The sequence below is a fragment of the Flavobacterium sp. W22_SRS_FK3 genome (genome assembly GCF_052113665.1).
GTDB lineage: Bacteria > Bacteroidota > Bacteroidia > Flavobacteriales > Flavobacteriaceae > Flavobacterium.
The window spans coordinates 142194-167915 of the sequence record NZ_JBGQOF010000001.1 but is presented as its reverse complement, the minus strand read 5'-3'; the positions used below and the strand labels follow the sequence as shown (position 1 = coordinate 167915).

The following is a 25722-nucleotide window of genomic DNA, read 5'->3' as shown; positions in this document are numbered from 1 at the left end:
TTAGACTAATTCAAATTAAACTTTTATTTTAATACAAAACCTATATCATCAAATAGAACAGTATTTCCACCGTCACCATTAGATTCCTGGAATGTCAGCATCGAAATATTGGTAGGATTTCCTAATTCAGTAAATGGAATTTCCATATAAACCCAGCTAGTAGTTACATTCAGCACATAATTAGCGCCTCCATTTATATTAAAATTAACCCTTCCGTTTTTACTTCCCTTAATAGCTATTCTCATGGCTTTGTATGGAGTCACATCAATATTAAAACCCCAGTTTCCACCATCCCATTGTCCAAATTCCCACTGCCATGATTTTTCACCTTGATAAGCATCACCTGTAAAAGCAAAATTCACACCTTTACCAGCCCAGGGACCACCCCATTGTACCCCATACAATTCTTCATCATACAATGCGGTACCTATTGCTTCAACAGCAGTAGCAGAACCCGAAATATTAGCTACTGATAAATATCTTCTGTTAGCATTAGCCGGTATTTTGACAACAATTTGCTCTAAAGTTGAAGACATTACAGTAACAGGAACAGCTGGAAGTGTAGCTGTTTTAGCAAGGGTCACAACTGGATTCAGAAAATATTTCCCTTTAATAGTTACTAAATCTCCTTCAGCAGCATTGATGCGATTAAAACTGGTAAAGGTAGGAACCGGAGGAGCAATCATAAAATCAAATTCTGCAGTTCCTTTTTGGGTTACAACTTTTAATTTATTCGAGGCATCCGCATAAGGCGTATCTTCATCAATTAATACAACAATATCAGTATCAGTTACAAAAGTCGGTCTAAAATAAGTATCAAAATCATTAAAATAGATTTTTGTAGTAGTAGATAATCCCTTACCATGAATGATGTAGTAATTTTTAGGATCTCCAATCGTAGCAGGTGTAGAAGGTAAAAGATTACCGGCTTCATCATAACCTGATTTTGATACCGTTTCAATAACCGGAGCGCCTGAATAAACTGACTCACTATCATCATTGGAGCATGAAGTAAAAAACATTAGAGATAACATCCATACCATACATGCTGCTAACGAAACAATTTTTATATTTTTCATATTTTTATTTTTAAAAATTATTTAAAAGTATAAGGTGCTACTTCTGTCAATTTTGGATTTTTAATCAAGTCGTCAGACGGATAAGGCAATAAGAGACTAGTGGCAGAAATAGTGATGTGTTTCACATTATCTTTATCTCCTCTGTTTTGTGCTTCTAATATGGCTTTCGCTTTAGCAAACGGCAAACGTCCTAAATCGAAGTAATAATCTCCTTCACAAGCTAACTCCGCACGTCTTTCTTTAAAAACATCATCAAAAGTGATAATCGTTTTTTCAGAAACTCCAGCTCTTCTGCGTACCGCATTAAAAGATTTAAGTGCATTGGCATCCGTAGTGCTTCCGGTCTGCGAACCTATAATTGCTTCTGCATGTATTAATAATAATTCAGCATAACGCATCATATAACTATTCATACTGCTTTCGCCATTAAAAGGCGGATTAAAAGGTCCTGTTATAGGTAAATTTTCTTTACCTATAACGTATTTTTTTAAGCCTGCTCCTGAATTTTGCGCTTGATTTTCCAATTCAAATGTATAACCTAAAGCTTTTGGAGATCCTGTATCCAAAGTTAAAGCATACGTTAAATTAGGATAAAAATCGCCTGGCAGCATAAAAGTTTCTGATCTTCTCCTGTCACCGTTTTCATAAACATTGTAAATTAAATCCTGTGATGGCGCAATCTGACCTGAATAAGTGGTCTCAACCAATCTATTTTCAGGAGCAAATAAAGTATTGGAAAAGTTACCTTCAAAGTAAGTTCCTGCTCCTGTCCATTGCCATGAAAAAATAGACTCTTCGTTATTATTATTTTTTTGTAGCCACAAATCAGCAAAAGATTTTGAAGGTAATGCATCACCTCCTAATAATTTAAACTCACCGCTATTAATCACTTCCTCAGCCATTTGTTTAGCTAGATCATATTTTTTTTGATATAAATATACTTTTGCAAGTAAAGCTTTTGCAGAACCGCTTGATACGTGGGCATTTGCTTCGTAATCTCCACCTCTGTTCTTTATTTTTAAATTATCAATCGCAAATTTTAAATCATTCTCGATAAATTTATAAACATCTTCTGTTGGATTACTTGGAATAACAAAGTTTTTAGAGTAATCGGCATTATTTTCAATAATAGGCACATTACCCCATAATCTTACTAAAAAGAAATAAGAAAAAGCTCTGATAAAGTGCATTTCTCCTAAAGCATTGTTTAAAGATTCTTTACTCACATTTGGACCAACACTCTGTGGCAGCGTATTAATAAAAGAGTTACAGTTAGCCACAGCACCATAACAAGATCTCCAGGAATCAGAGATAAAAGACTGTGTATTAGTAAAACTTAAATCGGTGAATTTCCCAAACTCATTATAGGGACCGGCATACATATTTCCGGAAATAACATCTGTGATACCATAAAACCCATCTTTATTCATATTAAACCATACAATACCATATAAACCGTTACTAGCATTATCAACTTTTACATCAGAATCATAATAGTTACCAATGGTAGGAACACCTTCTGCCGGCACATCTAAGAAATCTTGAGAACAAGACGATGACATCAAAAACACGATTGCTATCGCAAGAATACCGCTTCTATTTATTATATTTTTCATATTACTACGTATTAAAATTCAACATTAAAACCAAAAGTGATCTGTCTAGGCACTGGGTAGCGGCCATTATCTACACCCGATAACAGAGCATCCTGATTATAAGAACCAACCTCTGGATCATATCCTTTGTATTTGGTAAAAGTGAACAGGTTTTGACCCGAAGCATAAAGCCTCAACCTTGATAAACTTAGTTTTGAAATCATATCTGCTGGAAAAGAATATCCTAATGTTACATTCTGAACTCTTAAATAGGAACCATCTTCAATAAAACGAGTAGACACCGCGTTATTAATATCGTTATATGCTGATGGTCTTGGCAAATTACCGTCTAAATTGGAAGTAGAGTAAAAATCAGCAGCTTCGGTCAAATAATTTGTTCCTAAACCACTGTTCAAGGTACCAGACATACGAGTTAAATTCATCAGTTTATTTCCTGCAGTACCCTGAACGAAAATAGACAAGTCCACATTTTTATATTTGAAATTATTTGTAAATCCGTAAGTTAATTTTGGATTTGGATTTCCAATGGTTACCACATCTTTTAAATCGATTACCCCATCATTATTTTGATCTTTATAAATCACATCTCCTTTTTGAAAGTTAGGAAGCAGCGAGTTCGTTCCGTTTTTCAAAACCACTCTATTACCAGCAGCATCAGTATGTCCATAAGCCGTAAGATCTTCATCTGTCCTGTAAATACCTATAGCCTGGTACCCTATAAAAGAACCTATCGGCAAACCTTCTTCAGTTCTTGAAACCGTTACAGTATTATAAGCTAAAGTTCCCATTGTTTTAACTATATTTAAACCTGCCATATTGGTAACCTCATTTTCATACTTAGTCAAATTCAGACTACTGTTCCATGAAAAATTTTCTGAAAATTTCTCTGTATAACCTAGTGTAAATTCAACACCTTGATTTTTCATACTTCCAAGGTTAAAAGTAGGAGGATTTACACCACCTTCGTAATCTCCACCACCAGAAAGGAAATTTGGCAATGGGATTTGATATAAGAAATCTTTAGAAATTTTTCTGTACAAATCTAGTGACGCAGTAAGTTTAGATTTAAACATAGTAAAATCCAATCCTAAATTCGTTTGATCCTGAGTCTCCCATTTCAAAGCTGTATTGGCACTATTTGAAGGTAAATAAGAAGTTCCCATAGAGCTGTTAATCAAATGCAAATTAGAATCATATAAATTATTACCAATTTGATTGTTTCCTGTTTGTCCCCATCCCACTCTTATCTTTATATCATCTACATATTTTTTAGTATTTTCCATAAATGCCTCATTTGAAAGTTTCCATGAACCACTTACAGAACTAAATACACCCCATTTATTTCCATAGAAAAATTTTGAAGATCCATCAGTTCTTATAGACCCCGAAAGTCCATATCGGTCTCCGTAATCATACACAACCCTTCCTAAATAAGAAGCCAAAGTCTGTGTTCCTGAATACACACCGCTAGTTACTGCCTTTGGTAAATCAGATGCGGCTAAAGATTTGTCATTATTATCTTTATATCCTTTACCCATTATATTGTATCCTTCCCAATGTGCTCTGTTGGATTCCTGCACAGCCAGAATAGTAAAATTATGTTTTCCAATAGTATTTCTATAAGTAAGCATATTTTTTAAGTTCCAGGAATTACCACTAGAAGGATTGTATGACAATGTCGCATAATCTTTTACAGCATTTCCTAATGAATACATAGGATCAAAATTTTGTCCTAAATTATCATACAGATAACCACCTGCTTCAAAGCGATATTCCAAACCTTTAAAAAGATCAATTTGAGTATAAAAATTCCCGGAATAGTTTTTTCTAACTAATGTATTTGAACCTAATAATGAAGTCGCTACCGGGTTTACAAAGGAAGTAGCACCACCAGAAGGAGGTCCTGAAAAAGCTCCTGATAATTCTCTAACAGCTACATCAGGAGTAGCTAATAATGAGGTTGCAACAACACCATTAAACTGACCGTTCAACGTCAATTTTTCATCTGTTATAGCACCACTAATGTTAACACCAACTTTAATAAATTTATTAACTTTAGCATCAATATTAGATCTGAAGTTATATCTTTTGAAACCAGATTCGATTACAATACCTTGCTGGTCTAAAACCCCTCCGGAAATATAATAATTGATCCCCTCTTTACCACCTGAAAAAGACAATTGATTGGATTTCATCACACCGGTTTCATAAATTGCATCTTGCCAGTCGGTTCCATTTCCTAAAACTTCTGGATAAGCAAATTCAGGACGTTTGTTAACAAGATAGGCATCTGATAAGGCATTTTGATGTGTAGCATACTGCTGCAAATTCATTGAATCCAGTTTTTTAGGAAGATTACTGAAAGAATAAGAATTTTCAAAAGTTAATTTACCTGTTCCTTTTTTACCAGATTTAGTCGTTACGATCACAACACCATTTGCACCACGAGAACCGTAAATAGCTGTAGCAGAAGCATCTTTTAGAATATCAATAGACTCAATGTCATTAGGATTAATAAGTGCTAAAGGACTTAAAGTAATATTACCATTGTTTGAAAAATTAGTATTTCCAGATGCATTTCTTCCTGAAGTAGAAGAGTTTCTTGCATCCCCAGAAATTGGTACACCATCAATAACATATAAAGGCTCATTTGTACCCGTTAAAGATGAGACCCCTCTAATTCGAACCGAAACATTGCTTCCAGGCTCACCAGAGTTACTATTAACTACTACACCAGCCGCTTTACCCTGCATCATTTGATCAAAAGATACCACTTTTAAATTTTCAATATCTTTAGATGCGATACTCGAAATAGCGCTGTTTACATCTTTTCTTTTCTGAGTTCCATACCCAATTACAACCACATCTTTTAGATCTTCAGCACTTGATTTTAAAACAACATTAATTGAAGTCTTACCAGCTACAGCCACCTTTTGAGTACTAAATCCAATAAAGGAAAACTGTAGTGTGGCATTTGCAGGAACATCAATAGCATATTTCCCATCAAAATCAGTAGACACCGAAACCTTTGATCCTACAACCAAAATATTTGCACCCGGTATAGAAAGACCTTTGTCATCAGAAACTACTCCTGATACCTTAACCTGAGCTGTAATAAAATTACTTGTCAGTAACAAAAATAATATCAAAGGAGCGGCTCTGTGGTTAGCCTTCCAATGAATGAAGCTAGTCATTAGTTTTTTCATAATAAATGTTTGGTTAGTTTAAGTTTAATACTTCTAAAACACAGTAAAATCAAGTTCGATTTTTTTGATGTTTTATTTTAACAAATCTATAACAGAAGTTCATATGAAGTTAATAGTATTATATCATTTAATGATAATATTTTAACTTTGCTAATTTAAAAAAACATATAGTGAAATAATAATATAGTTTTTTTGAATTATTCGTAAAAGATATCTATATAAACCTAACAACTAATAAATATTAATTAAGGAATATCTGAAATTTAAAACTATTTCGTTAAAAATAATACTTATTGATGACAAAAAAGTATCATTATAAAATACGTTTTAATCCAGAAAAATCTTCCCTATACTGACTAGGCGTACAGTTTTTAATAGCTTTAAAACTACGATTAAAATTGGCAATATTATTAAAGCCAGATTTAAAAGCCACTTCAGAAACACTCATATCCTTTTCAACAAGCCAACGAGCAGCATACCCAATTCGGATATCATTAATATAGTTTACAAAAGTTTTTCCGGTCCGTTTTTTTATAAATCGGTTAAATGAAATTATAGACATATTTGCCACATTTGCCACATCCTCTAAAGTTATTTTATCAGCAAAATGCTTCTGAACATATTCATATACCGTTTTCATTTTATCGTAATCATCGAAAGTATCATAATCAACTGTATAAGTAGAAAGTAAACGCTGATTTCTAGAGTTTGCTAAATCATACAATAAAGAAGTTATTTCTAAAAAATAATCCATTCCGTCTAATTTTGAGAGACTTACCAATCTTGGAGTTAACTGTTCGGCTACTTTTTTAGAAAATAAAATTCCGTGTATCGATCTATTAAACATATCCCGAATAGGATTCATAATACGCCTTGACAATAAAGATTCATGAAACAAATCATTATGAAATTGTATTGTGATCTCATGTATTTTTTTACTTGTACACTTATTTAGCTCCCATCCGTGATATAAATTTGGCCCAATTAAAACCAATTCAACATTATCAATTTCTTCAATATTATCACCCACAACACGTTTCACACCTTTTCCATTTAAGATAAAATTAATCTCAAATTCCGGATGATAATGTACCGGAAAATCAAAATTATCTTTTACCCTATCAAAGACCAAAAAACTATCACCACTTGATAAAGGTGCAATTTCTCTATAAAAATTTTTAGCTGTGCTCATCTTATTTTATACTTTTAAGAATATGAAACAATAAATTTATTTGCAATAATATGATATATAATTGATAAAATAATATTAATTACGCGATAAACATCTATTTATCTTTGAAAAAATAATTAGCATTTTTTCAAAAACAACTCTAATAATAAACATTAATCGTTTTAAATCTAAAGTCTTTTTATAGTTTTGACAATTTAAAACCAAAAACAGTATATAATAGAATTCTATAAAGCACATTGTTAATTTAGAAATTATACTTTATATTTTGGAGAAAAATAAGCTCATAATAATATAAATAAATTATGAAAAACACGCATATAATCCTTATTTTAGTTGGCTTTGTTGAACTTTCATGCTCCACAAAAATGAAAATAATTGATACAAATTTGTCACTTTCGGATAAAAAATCGACAATTGAAACTATTATTCTCTATAAAAAACTACAAAAACTGACTCAAAAGGGATTTCTTTTTGGGCATCAGGATGACTTAGCCTACGGTGTAAACTGGAAATACGAAGATCATCGCAGCGACATAAAAGATATTGTTGGAGATTATCCTGCTATATATGGATGGGATATTGCCGGTATTGAAAACGACAAATCCAATAATATTGACGGAGTTCCTTTTGATAAGATGAAACAATATATTAAAGAAGCAAACGAACGAGGCGGCATTTCGACCATAAGCTGGCATTTTGACAATCCTGCAACCGGAAAAAATGCCTGGGATAACGCTCCAAATTCTTTAAAAACAATTTTACCAGGTGAAAAAAATAATGAAAAATTTACTTCCTGGCTTGATAAAGCGGCAAATTTCTTTTTGTCTTTAAAGGATAAAAAAGGAAAAAATATTCCGATTCTTTTCAGGCCTTATCATGAACTTACAGGCGGATGGTTTTGGTGGGGAAAAGGAAACGGAACACAAGAAGAATTTAAAGCTGCATGGAAATTCACCTTCGACTATCTGCAGAAAAAAGGAGTTCATAATTTAATTTATATCTATAACACCAGTAGTTTCAGTTCGAAGGAAGATTATTTAGCCAATTATCCGGGTGATAATTATGTCGATATTTTAAGTTTTGATTCCTATCAAAATGGCGATGATAAAAGTGGTGAAAAATTTATAGCCGAAGTTCAGCATCAGCTTAAAATTATTAATGAAATTGCTATTGAAAAACATAAATTAATTGCCGTTGCCGAAGCCGGATACGAAGCCATTCCGGACTCCAAATGGTGGACAGGAACTTTGACAAAAGCGATAGGCGATTCTAAAATATCCTATGTTTTACTTTGGAGAAATCATGGCTGGCAGGAAAAAGAACAAAAGATGCATTATTATGTTCCTTATTCAGGTCAGATGAGCGAGAAAGATTTCATTGATTTTTATAATCTTGACAAGACTTTATTCGAAAAAGACATTAAAAAAGAATTAAATTAACTAACTAAACCTAACAATCTTAAAAAGAATTTAAATGCACGACAAAATCAGTTTAAAAGAAAAAATAGGATATGGACTTGGAGATGCGGCTTCTTCTATGTTCTGGAAAATTTTCAGCATGTATCTTCTATTTTTCTATACCGATGTTTTCGGACTGGCGCCTGCAATAGTAGGAACCATGTTTTTAATTACCCGAATCTGGGATTCCTGTTTCGATCCAATCGTTGGGATTATCGCAGACAGAACCAAAACGAAATGGGGAAAATTCAGACCATATTTACTTTGGGTTGCTGTTCCATTTGCTGTCATTGGGGTTTTAACTTTTTATACACCTGATTTTGATGAAAAAGGGAAAATAATTTATGCCTACGTAACCTATTCGGCTATGATGATGATTTATTCCTTAATCAATGTACCTTATGCTTCTCTTTTGGGCGTAATGTCTTCTGACAGAAAAGAAAGAACAACTTTATCATCTTACCGCATGGTTTTTGCATTTGGCGGAAGTCTTCTGGCCCTTTGGTTAATTGAGCCTTTGGTAAATTATTTCGGCGGAAGTCTTAACTCTAAAACAGGCTGGCTGGCAACAATCGCTGTATTTGGAGTCATAACTACTGCTTTTTTCTGGGCATGCTTCTTTTGGACAAAAGAAAGAGTAAAACCAATCGACGATGAACAGACAAATTTAAAAGAGGATCTAAAAGACTTATTAAAAAACAAACCCTGGTGGATTTTACTAGGAGCCGGAATTGGCGCTTTAGTTTTCAACTCTATTCGTGACGGAGCAGCAGTTTATTACTTTAAATATTATGTAAGCAGTAGTGTGAATTTTGATTTCACCCTTTTTGGGACCGATTTTCATATGACACCAACTTCTATTTATTTGGTTTTAGGGCAAGCGGCAAATATCATAGGAGTTATTATTGCAACGCCAATTGCGAATAAAATTGGTAAAAAGAAAACCTTTTTTGGCGCTATGGCTTTAGCTGCCATTTTGAGCCTGATTTTCTATTTCTTTGGAAAAGAAGATGTTTTCCTAATTATGAGTTTTCAGCTTTTAATCAGTATTTGTGCCGGATGCATCTTCCCGTTAATATGGTCAATGTATGCTGACAGTGCTGATTACTCTGAATGGAAACAAGGACGCAGAGCAACAGGATTAGTGTTTTCAGCATCATCTATGTCTCAAAAATTTGGATGGACTATTGGGGGCGCAGGCGCAGGATGGCTTTTAGGTTACTACGGTTTTCAGGCCAATGTCGAGCAAACTGCCACAACTCAAAATGGAATTCAATTAATGTTAAGCATACTGCCTGCAATCGCTGCAGCAATATCCGTAGCTTTTATAGCATTCTATCCTTTATCTGAAGAAAAATTACAAACGATAGAACAGGATTTAAACGAAAAAAGAGCCCCGATAAATTAGAAAATTACAGATTTAGAAATCGATTCATATGACAACAATAGCGACTTCAACTACATTTCAGGATAGAAAAGTAGCATTAGAAAAAGAACATAAAACGCTTACAGAGCAAAAAAACGAACTTCAAAATACAGTCGGAAACGGTATTTACCAACGTTACAAAAATCCGGTGGTTACAGCTGCACATGTCCCTTTGAACTGGCGTTACGATCTAAGCGAAGAAACGAATCCCTTTTTGCAGGAACGTATTGGAATAAATGCTGCCTTTAATGCCGGTGCCATCAAATGGAAAGATAAATATGTATTAGCTGTTCGAGTAGAAGGAATTGACCGCAAATCTTTTTTTGCCATTGCCGAAAGCCCAAACGGGATTGATAATTTTAAATTTTGGGTAAAACCATGCATAATTCCACAAGCCGAAGAACCAGATACTAACGTGTACGATATGCGTTTGATTCATCATGAAGACGGTTGGGTTTATGGAATTTTTTGTACAGAAAGAAAAGATCCGAAATCGCCTAAAGGCGATACAAGTTCGGCTGTAGCAAATGCAGGAATTGTCCGCACCAAAGATTTGATAAATTGGGAAAGACTTCCTGACTTAATTTCGAATACAGGTCAGCAACGAAATGTTGTTTTACATCCTGAATTTGTAAACGGAAAATACGCTTTATACACGCGTCCGCAAGACGGTTTTATTGATGTTGGAGCCGGTGGCGGAATTGGTTTGGGTTATGTTGATGATATGTTAAATCCGGTTGTAAAAGAAGAGAGGATTATTTTTGGAAAACAGTACCACACTGTTTATGAATTAAAAAATGGTCTTGGACCCGCTCCCATTAAAACAGAAAGAGGCTGGCTGCATCTGGCACACGGCGTTCGCAATACGGCTGCAGGCTTGCGATATACGCTTTACATGTTCATGACAGATTTGAATGATATCACCAAAGTAACTCACGTTCCTGCTGGTCATTTTATGGGTCCGGAAGGCATTGAGAGAGTTGGTGACGTTTCGAATGTGTTGTTTTCTAACGGATGGATTGAAGACACTGATGGAACTGTTTATATCTATTACGCTTCATCTGATACGAGAATGCATGTGGCTGTTTCATCGGTAGCGAAATTAGTAGATTATGTAACGAATACGCCTGCTGATACTTTTATCTCTGCTGGATCTGTAAAAACGATTATCAGTCAAATCGAAAAAAATAACGCAATATAATTCATCGTGTCTCCAAAACTACAACAACTTAAAACCGAATTATCAACCGAACTTAACTCTATTTTAGAGTATTGGACAAAAAACACAATCGATTTTGAAAATGGTGGTTTTGTTGGTCAGATTGACTCTAATGATGAAGTAATTTCAAATGCTGACAAGGGTTCCGTATTAAACGCCCGAATTTTATGGTCATTTTCTGCAAGTTATCAGGTTACGAAAGAGGAATCTCATAAAGAAACTGCCAAAAGAGCTTTTCAATATCTTTCAGAATATTTTTATGACCCTGAATTTGGCGGTTTGTTTTGGAGTATCGCAGGAGATAAAACTCCAAAGGATACCAAAAACCAAATATACGCTTTAGCTTTTGCTATTTATGGCTTATCTGAATATTATATTATTTCAAAAGATGAAAAAGCACTAGCCATAGCCATTAATTTATATTTAAGAATACAAAAACACAGTTACGATCCGGTAAACAAAGGTTATTTAGAAGCTTTTACACGCGATTGGCAGCCTGTTGAAGATTTACGTTTGAGCAGCAAAGATGCCAACGAAAAGAAAACCATGAACACACATTTGCATATTGTTGAGGCGTATGCAAATTTATTCAGGATCTGGAAAGATCCTAAACTGAAAAACGACATTATCGAATTATTACAAACAATTGAGAAGCATTTTATCAATACCAAAACGGGTCATTTGCATTTATTTTTTGATGAAAACTGGATTGAAAAACCGGATGTTATCTCCTACGGACATGATATTGAAGCGGCCTGGCTTTTATTACAATGTGCCGAAATTTCAGAAGACGGAAATTTGATTGCCAATTACAAAAAACATGCGATTCAAATAGCAGAAGCTACTCAGGAAGGTTTAGATAGTGACGGAGGTTTGTGGTATGAATTTGACCCAAAAACAAACGAACTGGCAGCAGAAAAACATTGGTGGGTTCAAGCCGAAGCTTTAATTGGTTTTTACAATACGTATCAATTAACCGACGATGAAAAATATTTAGAACTTGTATTGAAAAACTGGAGATTTATAAAAACTCATATTATAGATCAACAAAACGGAGAATGGTTTTGGGGAATTTATAAGGATTACAGCGTTATTGAAAAAGATAAGGCTGGCTTTTGGAAATGTCCTTATCACAACAGCCGCGCCTGTCTGGAACTTATACAAAGAATAAATCTCTGTCGAGATGACAAGATTATATAAAACTGAACAAAAGCTTCTTATAAAAACCTACAGCCCTAGCCCTGATAGAAGCGGCATCCTTTTGTTTTTTTCTTTAAAAAACAAAAGATACAGCGGATAGCAGGAAACAGCTTCTAAAAATATACTATGAAAAACAGACTTTTAAAAACACTTGGATTAGCTTTAATTTTTTCAACCTTTTCTTGCCAGGCGCAGGAAAGAATCACGGTAAAAGGAACGCAATTTTATAAGGGTGATAAACCTTACGCCTACATTGGGACCAATTATTGGTATGGAAGTTTATTAGCTTCTAAAAAAGTGGGGGACCGCAAAAGATTGCTTCGCGAACTGGATCTGATGCAAAAAAGTGGAATCGATAATTTGAGGATTTTAGTTGGCGCCGATGGCGGAAAGTATGATTTTACCGTTCGTCCAGCATTGCAATATGAGCAGGGCAACTATGATGAAGATTTGCTTGATGGCTTGGATTTCCTGATGAATGAAATGAGAAAACGAAACATGTATGCGGTTTTGTATTTGACTAACAACTGGGAATGGTCGGGTGGCATGTCGCAATATCTGGAGTGGAATGGCAAGGGAGCGATTCCAATTCCGAATATCACTCCCAATACATGGCCGCAGTTTATGGACTATACGCAGCAATTTTACAGCTGTGCCCCTTGTATGGAAGGTTTGGAAAATCATGTTAAGTTTATCATGACACGTACAAATACTTATTCGAAAAAGAAATATTCTGAAGACAATACAATCATGGCGTGGCAAGTTGGCAATGAGCCAAGACTTTTTGCCGTAGAAAATGAAGAAAAATTCACTATTTGGCTTAACAACATTGTTAATTTAATGGATAGTTTAGATAAAAATCATTTGATTTCTACCGGTTCTGAAGGATTAAACAGTTCGAATGATATCATAGAAATTTTTGAAAGAACACATCAAAATACAAATATTGATTACTTGACGATGCACATCTGGCCAAAAAACTGGAACTGGTTTAAGGCTGATGATACTGAAAAAACATTGCCGATTGCAATAGAAAATGCCGGAAAATATATTGACAAACATATTGCGGTTGCCAATCATTTAAATCGCCCCATTATTATTGAAGAATTTGGTTTGCCAAGAGAGAACGAAAGTCTTTTAAGCACTTCATCTGTTGCAAACAGAGATGCTTTTTATAATTATATTTTTGACAGAGTTGCTCAAAGTGTTACCAATAATGGTCCTTTGCAGGCAGCTAATTTTTGGGGATTTGGCGGTGAAGGAAAACCTGTAAATGAAACAGGAAAATGGAAACCCGGAGATCCTTTAACAACTGATCCACCGCAGGAACCACAAGGATTGAATTCGGTTTTTTCTAGTGACAAATCGACTTTGGAGATTGTAAAAAAATACAATTTAGAGTTGAAGAAAAAATAATTTATTTTACCATATAAGTGATTATAAGTTCATTTAACAAACTAATTCTAAAGTTTGACGGAACCTAATCACTTATATGTTTTAAAAAAATAAAAATGAAAACACTATTTACTGCCTTTTTGATTTTACTTTTTAACTCTTCTTTTTCGCAAAAGGTTCAGGACTTTACTTTGGAATCTCCAAACCGAAAAATTAAAATCAGCATTGTAATTAATGAAAAAATAAGCTGGTCGGTTACACATGAAAAGGATTTGATTCTTGCTCCATCGGCTGTTTCGTTAACCTTAGATCAGAAAGAAGTTTTAGGAAAAAAACCTTTGCTATTGAATTCAAAAAGAGAAAAAGTAAATCAGATATTTGACGCTCCTTTGTACAAAAAAAGTTTCGTAAAAAACCAGTATAATCTTTTGGTTCTGAATTTCAAAAATGATTTCAGTATTGAATATCGTGCTTTTGATGATGGTGTCGGGTACAGATTCATCACTAAAAAGAAAAAAGATATTACGGTAAAGTCTGAGGAAGTCAATTTAAATTTTGATCAGGATTACTGCACTTTAATGCCTTATGTCCGCGATTTAAGAAATCCAAAAGATCCTTATATTTCTTCATTTGAGGCACATTATGAAAATAAAAAAATTAGTGAATTTGCAAAAGACACACTTGCTTTTTTACCCTTTTTGATTGATTTTAAAAACCATAAAAAAGCGGTTTTTCTAGAAGCCAATTTAGCAGATTATCCGGGATTATTTGTAACAAATAATCATTCAAAAACAGGTTTTGAATCTCGTTTTTCAAAATATCCCTTACAGGAAAAAAATGGCGGATTCAATAATATCAACCGATTGATTACAGAACGGGCAGATTATTTAGTCAAGACAAAAGGAACAAGAAATTTTCCGTGGAGGATTCTGGTAATCTCTGAAAATGATGCCGATTTGGCTAATAATGATATGGTTCAGAAATTATCAGAACCTTCAAAAATTAAAGATATATCCTGGATAAAACCCGGAAAAGTAGCCTGGGACTGGTGGAATGACTGGAATATTTATAATGTCGATTTTAAAGCCGGAATCAATACGAAAACCTATAAATATTACATTGATTTTGCATCCAAAAACAACGTTGAATATGTAGTTTTGGATGAAGGCTGGAGTCTGGAAAATGACATTATGAAGCACAATCCAAATGTAGATCTGGAAGCTTTGATTGCTTACGGAAAAGAACATAATGTTGGTATTATTTTGTGGAGTTCCTGGATGGCTTTGACAAAAAACACAGCCGGAATTTTTAAAAATTATGCCGATTTGGGAATCAAAGGCTTTAAAGTTGATTTTCTCGATCGTGATGATGCTAAAATGGTAAATTCGGTCTACGATATTGCCCAAAAAGCGGCTTATCATAAATTGCTTTTGGACTTTCATGGTATGTACAAACCGACCGGAATTCAAAGAACTTTTCCGAATATCCTCAATTTTGAAGGTGTAAAGGGATTAGAAAATAATAAATGGACGCCTAATGATGATGTTCCTTTGTATGATTGTACAATTCCGTTTATACGGATGTTGGCCGGACCAATGGATTACACTCCTGGCGCCATGCGAAATGCTACAAAAAGCGAATTCAAACCAAGTCACTCCAATCCGTTTAGTCAGGGAACGAGATCTCACCAACTGGCACTTTACACGATTTTTGAAGCACCATTGCAAATGATGGCCGATAGTCCGACTGCTTATATGAAAGAACAGGAAAGCACTGATTTCATTACTAAAATCCCAACTGTTTTTGATGAAACCGTGGCTTTGGATGGTGAAGTTGGAAAATTTGTTTCAATTGCCCGCAGAGAAGCAAATACCTGGTACTTAGGCGCAATTACAAACTGGGATTCCAGAGACATAACAATTGACTTTTCTTTCCTTGAAAAAGGCAAAAAATTCGAGGCGGAGATTTTCTCTGATGGCCTAAATGCAGATAAAGCTCCGAATGATTATAAAAGAGAAGTTATTATTGTCGATTCAAATACCAAATTAAAATATAGATTGGCAAGTGGTGGTGGAGTGTCCATGATTATAAAATAAAAAATGGGACAAATTGTCCCATTTTTTTTATGCTAAAATCTTCTCAATTGCATTCAGTTCATCTTGCGTAAAATCTAAACCTTGCAGACATTCTATATTATTATTCAACTGTCTTACTGAACTTGCTCCAATCAAAACCGATGTAATTCGTTTGTCTTTTTGCAGCCAGGCCAATGCCATTTGTGCTAAAGACTGGTTTCTGTTTTTGGCAATTTCATTCAGCTGCACTAACTTCTGAATTCTTTCAACTGTAACCTCATCTTCCTTTAAATGCCCGTTTGGATTGTGAGCACGTGAGTTTTCCGGGATTCCGTTTAGATATTTATCCGTTAATAGTCCTTGCGCCAAAGGTGAAAACGCTATACAGCCTACTCCTTTTTCCTCCAAAACATCCAATAAACCTTCTTCAACCCAGCGTACCAACATGGAATATTTAGCCTGATGAATCAAACATGGCGTTCCTAATTGTTTTAAAACATCAACCGCAACTCTGGTTTGTTCTGCCGAATAATTACTGATTCCAACATACAGTGCTTTTCCACTTCGAACAGCGTAATCAAGCGCCATCATCGTTTCTTCAATGGGCGTTTCAGGATCAGGACGATGTGAATAAAAAATATCAACGTAATCCACCTTCATTCTTTTCAAACTTTGGTCTAAGCTCGATAATAAATATTTTCGGGAACCCCAATCACCATAAGGTCCATCCCACATGGTGTAACCCGCTTTTGTAGAAATGATAATTTCATCACGCAGATTTCCCTGAAAATTATGCCATAATATTTTTCCGAAATTGGTTTCTGCAGAACCCGGAACCGGTCCGTAATTGTTAGCCAGATCAAAATGGGTAATTCCCTTGTCGAAAGCCTCTACAGCTATGCTTTCTGCATTTTCAAAATCATCTACTGATCCGAAATTATGCCATAATCCTAAAGAAATTTCAGGTAATAATAGTCCGCTTTTGCCACATCTGTTATATTTCATTATTTTTATTTAAAGGTTGAAGATTTAAAGTTTTTAAAGATAAAAACAAACCTATTATTTTAAAACCAAATAGTATTTAATTTTTGTAAATTTGTTAAAATAATAAAATTATGGAAAATAACTGGCAAAATTTAATTTCGATAAATCCAGACATCCGATTTGGTAAACCTGTTATTGCTGAGACAAGAATTTGTGTTTCGGATATTTTATCATGGCTTGCAACGGGAATGTCTTTTGACGAAATCTTAGAAGATTTTCCTGAATTAAAAAAAGAGCATATTCTGGCAGCATTAGCTTTTGCAGCTAACAGAGAGAATATTACAAAAATAATTGCTGCGTAATGAAATTACTTTTGGATGCTAATATTTCATGGAGAATTATAAAATTAGTTGAAAATGATTTTTCAGATTGTCTGCATACGAAAGATATTAAGATTACCCAACCAGCAAAAGATCTTGAAATTTGGGAATTTGCAAAACAAAACAACTTCACCATACTTACTCACGATGATGATTTTGAAAAATTATTACTTTTAAAAGGAGCTCCTCCTAAAGTCATCATCTTAAAAACATTCAATAAGAATACAAAGCAGATTGCTGAACTGCTGATTTCAAAAAGAGAAATAATAGAATCATTTATTTCCAATCAAGATTTAATGATTTTAGAAATTTATTGATTGTTCAAAAACAAACCCGATAGATTTTAAATTTATCGGGTTTGTTTTTTGAATACTATTGGATTCTACTTCAACTCAAAACTACCTTCCAAACCTTTATCTGAGCTTCCTCCTACTTTAAGTTGAAAAGTTCCTGGCTCCACTAAATAGTTTCCGTTGTTATCATAAAAACCAAGTTCCTTGTTTGTTAAGGTAAAAGTTATCGTTTTGGTTTCTCCTTTTTTAAGGTGCACCAATTCAAAACCTTTTAATTCGGCAACCGGCCTTGCTATACTGGCAAAATCATCGTGAATATACAACTGAACTACTTCTTTTCCGTCATAATTTCCGGAGTTGGTAACCTCAACAGTTACTTCTACAGGATCATTTTTAGCAAACGATGTTTTATTTATTTTCAGGTTTTTATATTCGAAAGAAGTATAACTTAAACCAAAACCAAAAGGAAACTGAGGTGTTTTTTCAACATCTGAATAATGTGACCAGAATACGTTTTTATCTGCATTTATTGGTCTTCCTGTACTATAATTGTTATAATAAATCGGAACCTGTCCTACGTTTCTTGGAAAAGAAATAGGCAGTTTACCACTTGGATTATAATCTCCGTATAAAACCTGTGCTACCGCATTTCCGGTTTGCGTACCTAAATGCCAGGCCTCAACAATCGTCGGAATATGTTCTGCTGCCCACGGTATAGTTAACGGACGTCCATTATTTAAAACCAATACAATATTTGGATTCACTTTATAAATTTCTTCAAGTAATTCCTGCTGCAATCCCGGTAGATCCAGATTCGTTCTGCTTCGTCCTTCCCCACTCTGAAAACCATGCTCTCCTAAAACCATTACGACAACATCAGCATTTTCTGCGGCCATTTTAGCCGCTTCAAATCCGCTTCTGTCGGTTGTATTAAAAACAATTTCATCTATAAAAGCAGCTTTTCCAACAATCAAATCAGCTCCTTTTTCAAAAACCAGCTGATTGTCTTTGTATTGCTGCATGCCTTCCAAAACTGAAACCGCAGTGTTATCATCTGAAGCAATTCTCCAGCTTCCCAAAGGACTGTTTTTGTCGTTTGCCAAAGCTCCGATCAAAGCAATTTTTTGTCCGGATTTTTTTAGCGGAAGCAAATTTTTATCATTCTTTAATAAAACGATTGACTTCTTTGCCATATCCAGAACACCATCATTATTAGCTTTATTTCCAATTGTGGCTTTCTCGCGTTTTTCATCGCAGTATTTATACGGATCATCGAATAATCCCAATTCAAATTTTACACGCAAAATTCTGCGGACAGCGTCATCTATCAAAGTTTCTTTTACTTTTCCTTCCTTAACTAATTTAGCCAATTCGGTAACATACAAATGTGATTCCATATCCATATCAGAACCTGCCGTAACCGCTTTTAAAGTGGCATCTGCACCGTCTTTCGCATAACCATGCGCAATCATTTCACGAACTGAGGCCCAGTCAGAAACTACAAATCCATCAAAGTTCCATTTACCTTTCAAAATATCTCTTTGCAGAAAAACATTTCCCGTTGCCGGAATTCCATTCACTAAATTAAACGAATTCATAAACGTTCTCACACCTGCATTTTTTGCCCCTTCAAAAGGAGGTAAAACAGTATTGAATAATTTCGAATTGCTGATATCTACCAAATTATAATCACGTCCTGATTCTACATAACCATATGCAGCAAAGTGTTTGGCACAGGCTGCAATAGTATTTATTTTAGCCAAATCTTCCTTAGCGTCTCCCTGAAAACCTGTTACTCTCGCAACAGCAATTTTGCTTCCCAAATACGGATCTTCTCCTGCGCCTTCCATCACTCTTCCCCAGCGGGCATCGTTGCTGATATCTACATTCGGCCCAAAGGTCCAGTTAATTCCGGATGCCGATGCTTCATCTGCCGCAATGGCTGCTGATTTTTTTATCGCTTCCAAATCCCAACTCGCTGCTTCTGCCAACGGAATCGGGCTTAACGTCTTATAACCGTGAATTACATCAAAACCAATAATCAGCGGAATTCCCAAACGCGTTTCTTCAACTGCAATTTTCTGTACAGTACGAACCTCTTTCACACCCCGAACCGTCAGCATACTTCCCACCCATCCTTTTCGTAAATGTTCGTATTTTAACTCGGCATTACCCCCTTTTGGAGCAGGACCTGTAACATCCCAAAAACCATTGTATTGGTTCATTTGCCCCACTTTTTCCTCCAAAGTCATTAAGGGCAAGAGCAAGTCAATTCGCTGTTCAATCGTTTTATTTTTATCCAGATATGGTTTCTTCTGTGCATTCATATTTCCAAAAGTAAACAGGGCAAAAAACCCCATAATTAGTATTTTTTTATTTTTCATAGTGGTTAATAGTTTCATGTTTTGGGCGTGTCCCTCCGGGTCGGGCTATCCGTTTCAAGTCCTCGCACTTCCTTCGTCAGGCTGTGGGCTTTCCTCTTCTATCCCTCACGTGATTTACGGTAACGAGAAGTTCTTCGGTTTTTTCACAATATTGTCATTCGACGGAGGAGACAACAGACGAAGTAAATCATATTACGCTATACAGTTCGTTGCTGTCCGGATGAGATTTACTTCGTCTGTTCGCTATCGCTGGGGTCTCCTCCGTCGAAATGACAAAAAAAAGCGGCAGTCTTTGCGGGACTTCGACTTCGCTCAGCCTGACAAAAAAATCTGCAAAAAAAATCTAAAGTCTAAAATCTTTACTCTTTGTTCTTTCTTCTTTATCCTCTCACTCCGAAATAAAACAAGAAGCCGGCAAATTTACCTTATTAAACAAATCAGACTGAATCGTATTTCCCCACGCAAATCTCACTTTCGCAGGATTGACTACTTTTTTACTCGTTAAAATCACCTGATTGTTTTTTATCGAAGCCTCAGCAGGGTAAAACGTTCCGTCTACACCAGCCACTTCAAATTGATTCGAAGTTTTAGTTGCAAAATGCAATCCGTCAGCATAATCAAAAGAAACGATTACTTTATTTTTATCAACTTTAACTTCTTTAAAAAGCGGACCATTAACCAAATTGGGATTGTTTTTGTACGTATTTGCCAACGCCAGATTTGCTAAACGAATTCCAACCGATTTTTTATCTTTTGGATGAATATCGATTGTATCCGAAACGTCGCTAATCACAACCATCCCGGTATTATTGACTTGCTTTAAAACTTTTCGTTGCGAATTTCGAACCGTAACATTAGAGAAGTTGTTGCTTCCGGTTTTATAAGGTGCAATCTGTACAAAATAAAATGGAAATTCATCCTGCCAGACTTTCCTCCAAGAAGTAATCAAAGCCGATAATGTTTTATCATAAACGGCTGAACCCACATTCGATTCCCCCTGATACCAAAGAGCGCCTGCAATTTTAAAACCAACAATAGGATAAATCATGGCATTATAAGCTCGTCCGGGCTGTCTTGGTCCGTATTCCTGCTCGTTTAGTTTTTTGGCATTTTCTAATAAAACAGCATCATTCTGAACTACTTCTTCGGGCATCCAGATTTCTGCTGGAGTTCCACCCCAGTTTGAAGAAATTAATCCTATGGGAACATTTTTTAAATCCTCCTGTAAATGTTTGGCAAAAAAGTAACCAACGGCGCTAAAGTTCTTCATCGTTTCAGGAGTCGATTCGACCCAGTTTCCCAATAGATTATTTTGAGGTGTTGTTGCCGTTAATTTTGGAACGGTAAAAAAACGAATATTAGGATTTGTAGCCTTTTTAGCTTCCTCCTCCCCATTATCGATTCCCCAGCTTACTGACATTTCCATATTAGATTGGCCTGAACAAATCCAGACTTCCCCAATCAAGATGTTTTTCAGCAAAACTTCGTTGTATCCTTTTATAGAAATCGTATAAGGACCTCCAGCTTCAGGCGTCTTGATGTTGAGTTCCCATTGCGCCTGATTGTTTGCGGTAACTTTATATTCCTGATTGTTCCAGCTGGAAACTAATTTAATTTCCTCTTTTGGATTCGCCCATCCCCAAATCTTGACTTCAGCATTACGCTGCAATACCATATTATCTCCAAATATATTCGGAAGGGAAACATTTGCCATCATAGTACCAGAAATCAGAATGAAAACAAACTTAAAAATATTATTTTTCATTTAGCAGATTTTTTAAAAAAGGACCATATTCAGCAGCCATGACTTTATGTTCAGCAATATTTGGATGTCCCAAACATCCGCTTGGTGCCATAGGCTTAAACTTAAAAATAAGGATAGGCTTATGTGTTTTATCAGCATCAAATTCGGCTTTGATCTTATTTAGGCATTCTTCAAAAACAATAGCTTTTTCCCCATTTACCATCGGGCTGTTGGTCAAAACCACCTGAGCATTTGGATTATGCTGATATAACATTTTAATGAAGTTGATGTAATTTGAAACGTACTTTTCAGGACTAAAAGGCAAGCGTTCTTTTGTTCCATCTCCATTCGAAAAATCATTGGTTCCAATAGCTATACTGATAATATCGGGCTGAAAAGCAAAATCATATTTAGGCTTTGAAATATCTTTTGTGAGGTACAAATTTTCATAAACGGCGGGCATAATTGGAACCTCAGGGCCTTGATCATTCCAATTGCGATAGATTCCGATTCCGGAAACAGAACTTAACAAATAGTGTACATCAATATTTCTGGAAATAATAGGGCCATACGCAAAATAGCCATTATGATGATCAAAATATTCGCCTTGATCACACGGAATCGTTGACGGATCATTTGCTGCACCACTGGTTATAGAATCTCCAATATATTCGATTTTCTTTTTCTTTACAGAAGTTATAGTCATCAATTTTGCCGTTGTTCCGGTAAACAACACATTTCCCATAGTAGCTTCTGTACCTTTATAAATAGTTAGTGTATGCACTTTTTGATTAGAAGGAACTTTAATATTAAAAGATTGGACAGGACCTTTTTCTACTCTGACTTTACCCATGTATTGCCCGTCTAATTCTAAAACTACATAGTTATGATGTTCCCAGGAGTCAATGCTCTGCAAAGAAATTGCACATTTTTTTCCAGAAAAATTGAATGACACTGACGCAGCAGTTCCTATTAAAACAACATGATCATTCTGCAAAACATCTACTCTTCCTGCATACAAAAAAGTTTTTGTCGTATTTTGCGAGATTGAAACAATCGAAATCAGTAAAAATAAAATTAAAAGCGGTATTTTTTTTAGAAACATAATTTATGTGTTAAAATATAAATGCAATTCACAAATATATTTGAATCGACTTATAAATAAAGATACTAAAATGTCAAAAAGCAATAAAAAAACACCACAAAAACACATCTACATTTATACTTTTTACTTTATTCGTAAAAGTCATCTTACTACTCTTTCTTTGAAATTCAAAATCAACAGCCTATCTTTATAAATTAAACATCCTCAAATGCTTCATAAAATGAAATCAAGTCTCTATATTTTATTTATATCCGCTATTTCATGTCTGTCTTTTACTTGTAAAAAAGAACATCCAAAAGATATTAATCTAATTCAGAAAACACAAGCAGAAACAGAGCGTGATGCTATTATCACTTATGCGAAACAATATTTGGGAACACCTTATTTATATGCAGGAAATAATCCTGCTAAAGGATTTGACTGTTCTGGATTTGTGAGTTACGTTTTTCATCATTTTGATGTTAGCTTACCCAGAAGTTCCGGCCAGTATAAAAACATCGGCATTGAATTAAGTCCTGAAGATTTTAAAGTGGGAGATATTTTAGTTTTTTACGGTTACAAAGACAAAACAATTATTGGTCATCTAGGCATCATCTGCGAAGCCAATGGTATGCAGTCTAAGTTCATACATGCTTCTTCAGGCAAAGTAAATAGTGTTACTATTACCTCACTGGATACAAAGCATTATACCAATCGTTTTTATAAATGTATTGATGTTTTATCGAAATAGTTTTTAAATTCTACTCTTCTGTCAATAATTTTATCAAACTTTCATCTCTTTGGTAAATATCTTTAAAGAAATTTAGTTGGCCATCTCTATCTACCCAAGCGGTAAAATAGCCAATATAAACGGGAACTTTTTTCTTCAATGTATACCAATTCTCTTTTCCGGCATGCATGGCTTTATCAATTCTTTCAGGTGTCCATTTAGGGTCGACTTTTAATAATTCAATTGCTAATTCGCGAGGTTTTGCAACTCTCACACACCCATGACTGAAAGCCCTGCTTTCCCTTTCGAACAAACTTTTTGAAGGCGTATCATGTAAATAGATATTACTTGAGTTTGGAAATAAAAACTTAACCAATCCCAGGGAGTTGTTTTTTCCCGGAAGCTGTCTGACCGCTCCGTTATTCCATTCCAGATTTTTCTTTGCCAGATAGTTTTTATCTTTTGCCATCCCTGGTTTAATTTCGCTCTTGATAATACTTGGCGGAACATTCCAATACGGACTAAACACAATATTATTCATCATCCCACTGAAAACAACGGTTTTCGTCATAGCTCTTCCAACAACAACCGGAGAAGTAAAAGCAATTTCACCATCTTCAATTAAGTACAATTTAAATTCCGGAATATTGACTTCGATGTATTTTTTACCTTTTTCCAAGTCAGGATCAATCCATCGGCAGCGTTCCATGTTGGCAATAATTGTTTTTATCCTGTCTGAAACGGGAATATTCAAGTCGTTAATATGCTCTAATAAAATGTTGTTTTTTTGCGTGTAGCCATGACGCAATTCGTAATTTTTAACTGATTTCATTAAAACCGAATCACAAATCGCACTTTTATTATCTTCCTTAATATCTCCGGTTACAAAAAGCCTTTCCCTGATTTGGGCTATTATTGCTGAAGAATCTCCTAACTTTAGACTTTTATAATCTTCACTAATTTCAATTGTTTTCCAGCCTCCCTTTTTTTCAATCTCCCTATATTGATGAAGTGCATCGCGAAGTTTATAATATTGACTAAACATTTTACTCTTCTTATCGTCACTTATAGTTGATTTTTTAAAAATAGAATCCGTTAAAACCTGATAGTTCAGTTTTTTTCGGGGAAGCAGCCATTCTAATGAAATAGATGTTTTTTCATCAAATCCTCGGTATACTTTCTCTGCATAATAGAAATACAGGTTGGTTATCATCAAATCAGTATTGACTTTTGAAAGCTTATTTATCGCATTATTCTCGAAAATCGAATTGATTTCCTTGTACGGAAAGTTAGCTTTCAAACCTTCATTTTCCAAGCCTTTGTATTTATCATACAACGTATTTCCAAACTCAACAATTCCTTTATTATCAAGCCATAATTGGGTAGATTGTTTTTTATTGTACAAGACAGAAACCTTATCTTCAAAATTTTTAAGTTTTGGATAATTTTTATAAAATCCTGCAATCTCTAAACTATCAATTGAAAGTTTAAGTTCTGGTATAACAGCTTTTGCTTTCTTTTGGTCTTCTTCTTTTTTATTTCCTTTCGAGTTACATGAAACAAGAATAAAAAGAAGCATAATAACAGCTAACCGGCAACAAATTTTCATAATAATATTTTTAATAAAAATAAAAAAGTTTTACTGAAAACAAGCTCTTTTAAATAGAATAATATTGAATTTAAAATCGTAATTTTTTCTGTGTTTTTGAAAATTTTTAAAAAAAACTCCGGTCACATAACACGACCGGAGTTTTTCACCTTTATATAATCAACCTTTTATTTTAGATAACAGTTCCTTTTAAAGTAAGTATTTTAGGAGTCGTTTCTGCACTTGTTGTAACCGTTACTGTTTTTGAAAAAGCACCTTTATTCGCTGCGTTATAAGTTGCTGTTACTTTTGCAGACTTTCCCGGAAGAATTGGTTCTTTGGTATAATCTGTTGCTGTACATCCACATGAACCTTGTACATTTGTAATTACGACAGCCGTTTTTCCTGTATTTTTAAATTCATAAACAATCGCTTTTGGAGTTCCTTGTGGAATTTCTCCCACATCGATACTTTCCGTTTTCCACACAATAGTAGAAGCTGAAAACTCAGCTACGGGTTCTGAAACAATTGCTTTTATGGGCACAATTGCAGAAAATGACATTAAAGCCATGGCTGATGCCAACATTGAAATTTTAATAATCTTCATAATATAGTTATTTAACTGGTGAATGGTTTAATTTTATATTTCAAATGTAATCCGCATAAAAAC

Annotated in this window: 19 protein-coding genes; 9 read left to right on the top strand and 10 right to left on the bottom strand. The window is 34.7% G+C overall.

The genetic code is table 11. The annotated features are described in order from the left end of the window. Nucleotides 1–23: 23 nt before the first annotated feature. From ACEN2I_RS00785 to ACEN2I_RS00770, 4 genes are all read right to left on the bottom strand, one after another. Entirely contained in the window at nucleotides 24–1079 is a 1056-nt protein-coding gene (locus tag ACEN2I_RS00785) for an IPT/TIG domain-containing protein (RefSeq protein ID WP_441764213.1), read from the bottom strand. A gap of 17 nt (nucleotides 1080–1096) precedes the next feature. Further along, nucleotides 1097–2695, bottom strand: coding sequence for a RagB/SusD family nutrient uptake outer membrane protein (locus ACEN2I_RS00780; protein WP_441764212.1), 1599 nt, complete (start codon nucleotides 2693–2695; stop codon nucleotides 1097–1099). A gap of 11 nt (nucleotides 2696–2706) precedes the next feature. Further along, complete coding sequence (locus tag ACEN2I_RS00775) at nucleotides 2707–5901, bottom strand: SusC/RagA family TonB-linked outer membrane protein (protein WP_441764211.1); 3195 nt, start codon at nucleotides 5899–5901, stop codon at nucleotides 2707–2709. A gap of 313 nt (nucleotides 5902–6214) precedes the next feature. Further along, on the bottom strand, nucleotides 6215–7093 hold the full coding sequence (locus ACEN2I_RS00770) for an AraC family transcriptional regulator (RefSeq protein WP_441764210.1): 879 nt from the start codon (nucleotides 7091–7093) through the stop codon (nucleotides 6215–6217). A 365-nt stretch (nucleotides 7094–7458) separates the two neighbouring features. On the opposite strand from ACEN2I_RS00770, the gene ACEN2I_RS00765 reads away from it, so the two are divergent. From ACEN2I_RS00765 to ACEN2I_RS00740, 6 genes are all read left to right on the top strand, one after another. Beyond that, a complete protein-coding gene (locus ACEN2I_RS00765) occupies nucleotides 7459–8532 on the top strand; it encodes a glycoside hydrolase family 26 protein (protein WP_441764209.1) in 1074 nt (357 codons plus the stop codon). Between the two features lie 34 nt (nucleotides 8533–8566). Then, entirely contained in the window at nucleotides 8567–9958 is a 1392-nt protein-coding gene (locus ACEN2I_RS00760; RefSeq protein WP_441764208.1) for an MFS transporter, read from the top strand. A gap of 28 nt (nucleotides 9959–9986) precedes the next feature. Continuing rightward, nucleotides 9987–11177: a glycoside hydrolase family 130 protein gene (locus ACEN2I_RS00755; RefSeq protein WP_441764207.1), complete on the top strand. Its 1191-nt coding sequence runs from the start codon at nucleotides 9987–9989 to the stop codon at nucleotides 11175–11177. 6 nt (nucleotides 11178–11183) lie between these two features. Continuing rightward, on the top strand, nucleotides 11184–12395 hold the full coding sequence (locus tag ACEN2I_RS00750; RefSeq protein WP_441764206.1) for an AGE family epimerase/isomerase: 1212 nt from the start codon (nucleotides 11184–11186) through the stop codon (nucleotides 12393–12395). Nucleotides 12396–12521: 126 nt separating this feature from the next. Continuing rightward, the gene (locus tag ACEN2I_RS00745; protein ID WP_441764205.1) at nucleotides 12522–13811 is read left to right on the top strand and encodes a glycoside hydrolase 5 family protein; all 1290 of its coding nucleotides are present in this window, start codon (nucleotides 12522–12524) and stop codon (nucleotides 13809–13811) included. Nucleotides 13812–13906: 95 nt separating this feature from the next. Beyond that, nucleotides 13907–15886 carry a glycoside hydrolase family 97 protein gene (locus tag ACEN2I_RS00740; protein WP_441764204.1) on the top strand — a complete coding sequence of 660 codons (1980 nt, stop codon included), beginning with the start codon at nucleotides 13907–13909 and terminating at the stop codon, nucleotides 15884–15886. A 27-nt stretch (nucleotides 15887–15913) separates the two neighbouring features. Here ACEN2I_RS00740 and ACEN2I_RS00735 read toward each other — a convergent pair whose 3' ends face one another. Beyond that, complete coding sequence (locus tag ACEN2I_RS00735) at nucleotides 15914–16870, bottom strand: aldo/keto reductase (protein WP_441764203.1); 957 nt, start codon at nucleotides 16868–16870, stop codon at nucleotides 15914–15916. A gap of 110 nt (nucleotides 16871–16980) precedes the next feature. On the opposite strand from ACEN2I_RS00735, the gene ACEN2I_RS00730 reads away from it, so the two are divergent. Both ACEN2I_RS00730 and ACEN2I_RS00725 read left to right on the top strand, forming a co-directional pair. Further along, the gene (locus ACEN2I_RS00730) at nucleotides 16981–17211 is read left to right on the top strand and encodes a DUF433 domain-containing protein (protein ID WP_441764202.1); all 231 of its coding nucleotides are present in this window, start codon (nucleotides 16981–16983) and stop codon (nucleotides 17209–17211) included. Further along, the gene (locus ACEN2I_RS00725; protein WP_441764201.1) at nucleotides 17211–17546 is read left to right on the top strand and encodes a DUF5615 family PIN-like protein; all 336 of its coding nucleotides are present in this window, start codon (nucleotides 17211–17213) and stop codon (nucleotides 17544–17546) included. Before ACEN2I_RS00730 ends, ACEN2I_RS00725 begins: the two co-directional genes overlap by 1 nt. Nucleotides 17547–17611: 65 nt before the next feature. On the opposite strand, the gene bglX is transcribed toward ACEN2I_RS00725, so the two are convergent. From bglX to ACEN2I_RS00710, 3 genes are all read right to left on the bottom strand, one after another. Beyond that, nucleotides 17612–19906 (bottom strand): beta-glucosidase BglX, encoded by a 2295-nt coding sequence (bglX, locus tag ACEN2I_RS00720; protein WP_441764431.1) that lies wholly within the window; start codon nucleotides 19904–19906, stop codon nucleotides 17612–17614. A 388-nt stretch (nucleotides 19907–20294) separates the two neighbouring features. Next, nucleotides 20295–21671: a sialate O-acetylesterase gene (locus tag ACEN2I_RS00715; RefSeq protein WP_441764200.1), complete on the bottom strand. Its 1377-nt coding sequence runs from the start codon at nucleotides 21669–21671 to the stop codon at nucleotides 20295–20297. Beyond that, on the bottom strand, nucleotides 21661–22755 hold the full coding sequence (locus ACEN2I_RS00710) for a GDSL-type esterase/lipase family protein (RefSeq protein ID WP_441764199.1): 1095 nt from the start codon (nucleotides 22753–22755) through the stop codon (nucleotides 21661–21663). The genes ACEN2I_RS00715 and ACEN2I_RS00710 overlap by 11 nt, the downstream gene beginning before the upstream one ends. A 220-nt stretch (nucleotides 22756–22975) precedes the next feature. On the opposite strand from ACEN2I_RS00710, the gene ACEN2I_RS00705 reads away from it, so the two are divergent. Then, nucleotides 22976–23485 carry a C40 family peptidase gene (locus ACEN2I_RS00705; protein WP_441764198.1) on the top strand — a complete coding sequence of 170 codons (510 nt, stop codon included), beginning with the start codon at nucleotides 22976–22978 and terminating at the stop codon, nucleotides 23483–23485. A 10-nt stretch (nucleotides 23486–23495) separates the two neighbouring features. Here the strand turns inward: ACEN2I_RS00705 and ACEN2I_RS00700 are convergent, their stop codons facing one another. Then, nucleotides 23496–25073, bottom strand: coding sequence for a L,D-transpeptidase family protein (locus ACEN2I_RS00700; protein WP_441764197.1), 1578 nt, complete (start codon nucleotides 25071–25073; stop codon nucleotides 23496–23498). Nucleotides 25074–25245: 172 nt separating this feature from the next. Continuing rightward, entirely contained in the window at nucleotides 25246–25659 is a 414-nt protein-coding gene (locus ACEN2I_RS00695; RefSeq protein ID WP_441764196.1) for a DUF1573 domain-containing protein, read from the bottom strand. Nucleotides 25660–25722: the final 63 nt, after the last annotated feature.